The organism is Amycolatopsis rhizosphaerae (genome assembly GCF_007713715.1).
Lineage (GTDB): Bacteria > Actinomycetota > Actinomycetes > Mycobacteriales > Pseudonocardiaceae > Amycolatopsis_E > Amycolatopsis_E rhizosphaerae.
The window spans coordinates 1-6389 of the sequence record NZ_VJWX01000407.1; the positions used below are offsets into that span (position 1 = coordinate 1).

Consider the following 6389-nt stretch of genomic DNA (forward strand, 5'->3'; position numbering starts at 1 on the left):
GGCATGCTGCGCGCGCTCCGCGAGGCCGGTATCCGGCCGGACCTGGTGGCAGGCACCTCCGTCGGCTCGCTCAACGGCGCACTGCTGGCACGCGACCCCGAAGGCGCGCCCGAAACCCTGCGGGCCACCTGGGCGCAACTGACCCGGCAGACCGTGTTCCCCGGCGGACTGCTCAGCCAGATCCGCACACTGCAGCGCGGCAAGACGCATCTGTTCCCCAACACGGGCCTCGCCACGGTCATCGCCGCCCACCTCGGCGCCACCACCACCTTCGAAGACCTGGCCCTGCCCCTTGGCGTGGTCACCACGGACCTCGGCACCGCCGAACCCCGGCTCACCCGCTCCGGCCCGCTGCTGCCCACGCTGCTCGCCAGTGCCGCCATCCCGGGCATCTACCCGGCCGTGGCCCGCAACGGCGATCTGCACTACGACGGCGGGCTCGTCGCCAACGTGCCGATGCGGCAGGCACTCGCCATGGGCGCCCGGTCCCTGGTCGTGCTCGACTGCGCGTTCCCCGGGCAGAATCCGGCTCCCCCGCGCACCTTCGCCGAAGTCCTGATGTACACGGTGATGATCAGCATGCGGAACCAGGCGATACTGGAGGCCCCGATCGCCGCCGCGGAGGTGCCGGTGGTCTACCTGCCCGGCCCCGCGGCACTGCCGATGAGCCCGCTGGATTTCCGGCACACCGACGAACTGGCGAACGGCGCCCACGAGGCGGCGCGGCGCCATCTGGAGACGCTCGTCGTGGACGGCCCGGGACTCTACGGTGCGCCCGGCGTAAAGATTTCCTGAACGAACCCGGACCAAGTGACGCGGAACACTGTCGTGCAACAAACCGGGTCAGGGGACGTCTGTCTGAGAGCGGTAGCTTTGACCCTCAGGCCTCCTCCTTCCAGAACCCCGAAGAGACGACATGTTGTTCAAGAAGTCCTTACTTTCTTCCGGTAGAGCGCGTTCCGGCGCCGTCGCCGGCTTGCTGGCGACCGCACTCGTGCTCTCCGCCTGCAGTTCGGGCGATTCCGGCGGCAACTCCGCCAACGGCACGAACGCCGGCGGGAGCCCGTCGGCCGCGGCAGGCCCGGTGAGCGTGTCGATCACCCCGGCCGCCGACGCGAGCAACATCAGCCCCGTCACGCCGATCGTGGTCAAGGCCGCCAACGGCACGCTCACCGACGTGACCGTGACCAACGCCGCCAAGGGCACCAAGGTGCAGGGCACGCTCTCGGCGGACAAGACCACCTGGACCTCCAAGGACGTCCTGGGTTACGGCGCGACCTACACCGTCGACGCGCACGCCGCGGACGGCTCGGGCAAGACCGTCGAACAGCAGGGCAAGATCACCACGCTCAGCCCGGCCAAACAGGCCAACCCCAATTTGATCCCGGCGCCCTCCAGCGTGGCGCAGACCGGGGTGGGCGTCGGGCAGCCGATCGTGTTCCAGTTCAGCTACCCGGTCAAGAACAAGGCCGACGTGGAAAAGCAGTTGTCGGTCACGTCGAACCCGCCGCAGGACGGCGGCTGGTACTGGATCGACGACAAGAACGTGCATTACCGGCCGAAGGTGTACTGGCAGGCCGGAACCACGCTCACGGTGTCCGCGAAGATTTACGGCGTCGATTTCGGAAACGGCGTCTACGGCGCCGAGGACCGCACCGAGACCTATCACGTGCACGATTCCTGGATCGCCAAGGCCGACGGCAACACCGATCAGATGCAGATTTTCCACAACGGCCAGATGGTGAAGTCGATGCTCATTTCACTGGGCAAGGATGCCACTCCGACCCACATGGGGCCGCACGTCATCTCGTTCAAGGCCGAGAGCTACATCATGGATTCGTGCACCTACGGCCTCTGCCCGGGGCAGCCTGGCGCGTACCGCTCGGAGGAGAAGTGGTCGGAACGGATCTCCAACGACGGCGAGTTCGTGCACGAGAACCCGAACAGCGTCGGCGCGCAGGGCAACAGCAACGTCTCGCACGGCTGCATCAACCTCAACGACGCCAACGCGCAGTGGTTCTTCAACAACCTGGGGCTCGGTGACGTGGTCGAGGTGACCAACTCCGGTGGCCCTGCGCTGCCGGTGTGGGACCTCTACGGCGACTGGTCGCTGAGCTGGGACCAGTGGCAGAAGGGCAGCGCCCTGCACTGACACCCGGACCGGGTCCAGGGCAAGCCGTGAAGGGTCCCTTCACAGTCGAATCGACTGTGAAGGGACCCTTCACGGCACCATCACGGCACCGCCGCGCGCATGATGGAGGTATGGACGTCCTGCAGCGCGCACGGCAGCTGGTCCATGGCGCCGAGCGGATGGTGGCGCTGACCGGAGCGGGCATCTCCACCGACTCCGGCATCCCCGATTTCCGCGGGCCCAACGGGGTGTGGACGAAGAACCCGGCCGCGGAGAAGCTCTCCGACATCCGCCACTACATCACGGACAAGCTGGTGCGCGAGCAGTCCTGGCTCGGCCGCCTCGACCATCCCGCCTGGCTTGCCCAGCCGAATCCCGCCCACCTCGCGCTGGTCGCGCTCGAACGAGCCGGGCGGCTGGGCGCGATCGTCACGCAGAACATCGACGGACTGCACCAGAAGGCGGGCTCGGCCCCGGACCGGGTGATCGAACTGCACGGCACGCTCAACGAGAGCGTGTGCCTGACCTGCGGTGACCGGCGCCCCATGCAGGAAACGCTGGACCGGGTCCGCAACGGGGAAAGCGATCCACCGTGCCTGCGCTGCGGGGGCATCCTCAAGTCCGCGACCATCTCCTTCGGCCAGCCGCTGGACGACCAGGTGCTCTACCGCGCCAGGGTCGCCGCCCTGACCTGTGACGTCCTGCTCGCGGCCGGCAGCTCACTGACGGTACAACCGGCGGCCGGGCTGGTGGGGATCGCCGCCTCGGCGGGAGCGCGGATCATCATGTGCAACGCCTCGGAAACCCCCTACGACGGCGTCGCCGAAGCGGTGCTCCACGGTCCGCTCGGAAAGCTCCTCCCGGCCCTGCTCTGACGGCGCACCTGGACCGCCCGGACCGCCCGGACCGCCGGTGACGGTCCCGATGCCGCGCCGGTGCAGTTTCTGCCACGGCAGCCGCGCCCCGGCCACCGCCGTGACCACCGACTGCACCACCACCAGGTACATCAGCTGCCGGTAGACGAACTGCTGAAGGGCCAGCAGCCACAGCGGCCGCACCGATTCCCCGTCGAGCCGGAAGGCGATCACCCCGGGGATGGCCTGCATCAGCAGGAACACCAGCCAGTAGCCCAGCATGACCGTCCACTGCTCGGTGAACGCGCCGAACACCGCGGCCACGTCGACGAAGGGGGCGAGCACCGGCAGCAGCACCTGGAACAGCAGCAGATACGGCAGGCCGCGGCGGCCCAGCCGCCCGCCCTGGCCCCGTTCCAGCATCGCGCGGCGGTGCTTCCACACCGCCTGCAACGTGCCGTAGCACCAGCGGTACCGCTGTTTCCACAGCTGCCCCAGTGTCGATGGCGCCTCCGTCCACGCCACGGCCCGCGGCTCGTACACCACCCGCCAGCCGTCGCGTTCCATCGCCATGGTCAGGTCGGTGTCCTCGGCGAGGGTGTCCAGTGGAACACCGCCGCAGCGCAGCACAGCGGACCGGCGGAAGGCGCCGATCGCCCCGGGCACGGTGGGCATGCATTCGAGCACGTCGTACATCCGGCGGTCCAGGTTGAACCCGATGACGTACTCGATGTGCTGCCACTTCCCGAGAATGCCGTCCCGGTTGGCGACCTTGGCGTTGCCGGACACCGCGCCCACCCCGGGGTCGGCGAAGGGGCCGACGATGGCGCCCACGGCCTGCGGTTCGAGCACCGTGTCGCCGTCCACCATGACCACCAGTTCGGTGCGGGCGGCGTGGAGGCCGGTGTTGAGCGCGGCGGACTTGCCCGCGTTGACCTGCCGGATCAGCCGTACCCGTGACGAAACGTACTGTTCGGCGATCTCGGCGGTGCGGTCGGTGGATCCGTCGTCGATGACGAGCACCTCGACGGGATGCCGCGACGCCAGCACGGACTCGATCGTGCTCGCGATGCCCGCTTCCTCGTTGTAGGCGGGCACGATCACGGTCACCGGGTCGCGGCTGGGACGGCGGCGACGGGGCGGGCGCCGCACGTGCATCGCGGTGGTGACCAGCACCAGGATCGTGCGGCCGACCGCGAGCACCGCGGAGGCGACCATCAGCACGCCGAGTGCCTTCGCGGCGAACACGGCGAGGTGGGCGGCGAAGGTGAACAACCAGCCCGCCACCCGGGAGCGCAGGTCGGCGGGGGCTTCCGCACCGTTGAGCGCCAGCGTGTGGCCGACCGTGTCGAACCGCCAGCCCTGAGCCTGCAGCCGGGGGATCAGCCGGTCCAGCGCGGCGACGGTCTGGGAGCGGTCACCGCCCGCGTCGTGCATCAGCACGACCGCACCGCGATCGTCGCGCGGAGTGGCGTTGGCGACGATGCCGTCCACGCCGGGGCGGCGCCAGTCTTCGGAGTCCAGGTCGGAGAGGACGATCAGCTTGCCGCCCGCGGCGGCGTGCTGAACGGCGGCCCACGAGCGGTCGTCGAGGGATTCGGGCGTGGCCGAATACGGCGGGCGGACCAGGGACGGTACGAGCCCCACCGCATCGGCGAAGGCGAGGTCGGTGGCCTTGAGTTCGAGGTTCTGCCGCAGCGTGCCGACCTGGCCGAGGTCGGCGTGGCTGGTGGTGTGGTTGCCGATCTCGTGACCCGCCGCGAGTACCTGGCGCACCAGGTCGGGATGCTGGGCCACCTGCGCGCCGGTCTCGAAGAACGTCGCGTGCACCTGGTAGCGGGCGAGCACCGCCAGTACGGCCGGGGTCCATTCGGGGTCGGGTCCGTCGTCGAAGGTGAGGGAGATCGTCTTCGCGGGCGGCCGCAGCGCGACCGGCGTGCCGCCGCGCGCGTCGATCACCGCGCCGCCGGAGGAAACGGCGGCGGGCACCGTGCCGGAGGGCCCGGCTGAGGCGGTCTCGTCGGTGTGGAACTCCCCGAGCAGGAGCGCGTTGAGGCCGAGCAGCAGGGCCGCGAAGAACATGGTCGTGCCCAGCAGCAGCCAGTGCGCCCGGAGCGGGCCGGGCTGGGAGTGCCGCGTCACGGGTGGCGCCCGGTGCTGGTGGTGCTCGCCTTGCCGGGCGGCTCGGACGGCGCGTGGGTGTTCCGGGTGGCCGTCGTGCTGCTGGCCGCGGCAGTGGTCCCGGGTGCGGTGACGGCGGCGACGGGCTGACCGGCGGCGGCGGTGGGCACGGCGGTGCTGCCGGTCGCGGTTCCGGCGGCGCCGGCGGGGTGCGCGGGATCGGCGGCCGTGGCCGGCTGCTGGTCGGCGCCCGAGGGCGCCGAGGATGTGGTCGTTTCGGGCTCCGTGGTGGTGGGCGCCGGGGTTTGTACGCCCGGGATGGGCAGCAGGACCGACGAAGGCACCGGGGCGCCGAGCAGGGCCGCGACGAGGACCACCACATAGCCGGCGACCAGCGCGATGCCGATCATCGCCACGCGACGGAACAGGCGGCGGCGACGACCGGAGGGGTCGACGAACACGGGGGCCGGCGGAACGATTTCGATCGTGTCCGACGTGACGGAAACGTCGCCGTCGTCCGGGTTTTTCCTTTTGCCTTCGGCAAGATCGGTCACACTCGTCATGATCACTCCCAATCCTGGGAGCAGCAGCCTAAACGACGGAAAAACGATCAAGGAAATCGGTCGCGGATGAAATGGATTAACAAAGAATACGAAGCGGAAACAATTTCCCACCAGGGGTGCGACCTGCTGTTTTCCGGCGAGAACACCCGAGTGAACCCGGCTCCCCCTCGTCCGGGCCCACCCAGGCGGCTGCCTTCGCCGCGCCGCCGCACGGTCCCCCGCGGACGCCGACGGTCGCCTGGGAAATGAGCGGGCCCCGTCGAACCGGACGGATCGGGCGCAGGGGGCCGCTTCATCCGCTGGTGGTCCCATCCCCGGACCGCCAGCCGGACCGCCACGATGTGTAGCGAATTCCTCCTGGTGAAGGCGAAACAAGGTTTACCGGGTAGCGGCCGGTTGGGCTAGCACCCGACCGTGACCATCACTCAGATGGAGCAGCAACTATTACGCTAGGTGGCCGATTGGCTGAGCCGCGTGTTCGCCGCACGAACAGCTCCCAGATGCCCAGCACGAGCGCGATCAGGATGAAACCCTCCGCGCAGAGCATCGCCACCGCCAGTCCCGACGGGTAGTCACCGTGCGAGGAGTCGACGATCGCGCGCAGCACTCCCGCCAGCACGGCGGTGCCGATCGCGGTGCCGATCCGCTGCCCGGTCTGCAGCGCACCCCCGGCGACCCCGGCCATACTGATCGGCACGGACTCCAGCGTCAGTGTGGTGT

At 69.6% G+C, this 6389-nt stretch carries 4 protein-coding genes and 2 pseudogenes; 3 read left to right on the top strand and 3 right to left on the bottom strand.

Features of this window, described 5'->3' with window-relative positions:
• The 3 genes from FNH05_RS28900 to FNH05_RS28910 all read left to right on the top strand — a co-directional run.
• On the top strand, nt 1-795 hold a 795-nt coding region (locus tag FNH05_RS28900), incomplete at its 5' end, for a patatin-like phospholipase family protein (RefSeq protein WP_144592012.1).
• A 121-nt stretch (nt 796-916) separates the two neighbouring features.
• On the top strand, nt 917-2152 hold the full coding sequence (locus FNH05_RS28905; protein ID WP_144592013.1) for a L,D-transpeptidase: 1236 nt from the start codon (nt 917-919) through the stop codon (nt 2150-2152).
• 110 nt (nt 2153-2262) lie between these two features.
• Nucleotides 2263-3006 carry an SIR2 family NAD-dependent protein deacylase gene (locus FNH05_RS28910; protein WP_144592014.1) on the top strand — a complete coding sequence of 248 codons (744 nt, stop codon included), beginning with the start codon at nt 2263-2265 and terminating at the stop codon, nt 3004-3006.
• A 246-nt stretch (nt 3007-3252) separates the two neighbouring features.
• Here FNH05_RS28910 and FNH05_RS28915 read toward each other — a convergent pair.
• The 3 genes and pseudogenes from FNH05_RS28915 to FNH05_RS28925 form a co-directional block, all read right to left on the bottom strand.
• Nucleotides 3253-5067, bottom strand: a pseudogene (locus tag FNH05_RS28915) (bifunctional polysaccharide deacetylase/glycosyltransferase family 2 protein); the annotation flags it as partial.
• A 56-nt stretch (nt 5068-5123) separates the two neighbouring features.
• The gene (locus tag FNH05_RS28920) at nt 5124-5669 is read right to left on the bottom strand and encodes a hypothetical protein (RefSeq protein ID WP_144592015.1); all 546 of its coding nucleotides are present in this window, start codon (nt 5667-5669) and stop codon (nt 5124-5126) included.
• A gap of 421 nt (nt 5670-6090) precedes the next feature.
• A pseudogene (locus tag FNH05_RS28925) lies at nt 6091-6389 on the bottom strand (MFS transporter); the annotation flags it as partial.